Raw genomic sequence first — 712 nt, 5'->3', positions numbered from 1 at the left:
TCAGCATCAGCAATCCAAGTACGATAGATACGGTGATTGAAGTCACCATTAGTGATGGCAGCACCGAAGGCTCAGCGGACTATACCGCGCCTGTCACCCAGCTTGTGACTATCCCAGCGGGTCAAACGACGGTTGATGTCAAAGTACCGATTGTGGATGACAATCTGTCTGAAGGCCCCGAGGACTTTACCGTTACCGTGACGGATATCACTTCAGGTACGGCAACGATAGGCCCTGATGACAGCGTCAACACCACCATCTATGATGATGGCACCACCGATGGCACCACCCCTGTCGATCCTAACGATCCTACGCTAGGAGAGGACACCCCAGTGGTATCTATTACTGCAACTAAAGATACTGCCACTGAAGGTGTCGATAACTTGCTTATCTTTGATGTCTCGCAAGATAATCTGAGTAACTTTGACACTATTGTTGACGTTAAGCTGAATACAGTAAATAGCACTATCGAAGCGGCGGACATTGCTTCTATTAGTTACACTAATTCAGACGGCATTGTAGTGACATTAGGCACCCAGGCTCAGATCCAAGACTTCCTCACCAATGGCGCAAGCGTCAAGATTGCAGCGGGTCAAACCAAAGCCCCAGTCATCACCATTACGGTGGCGGATGATGATGTTTATGAGCGCTCAGAAGACTTAGTACTGGATATCAGCAATGCACAGAACGCCACTATTGGCACGGACAGTGC

1 protein-coding gene is annotated in these 712 nt (G+C 49.0%); it reads left to right on the top strand.

Features of this window, described 5'->3' with window-relative positions; genetic code table 11:
* The coding region (locus tag QO187_RS13700; protein ID WP_371548645.1) for a Calx-beta domain-containing protein at window positions 1-712 on the top strand (712 nt) is incomplete at both ends.

Source organism: Psychrobacter sp. Arc9, from assembly GCF_041431295.1.
GTDB lineage: Bacteria > Pseudomonadota > Gammaproteobacteria > Pseudomonadales > Moraxellaceae > Psychrobacter.
This window is presented reverse-complemented; position numbering and strand designations above follow the sequence as displayed.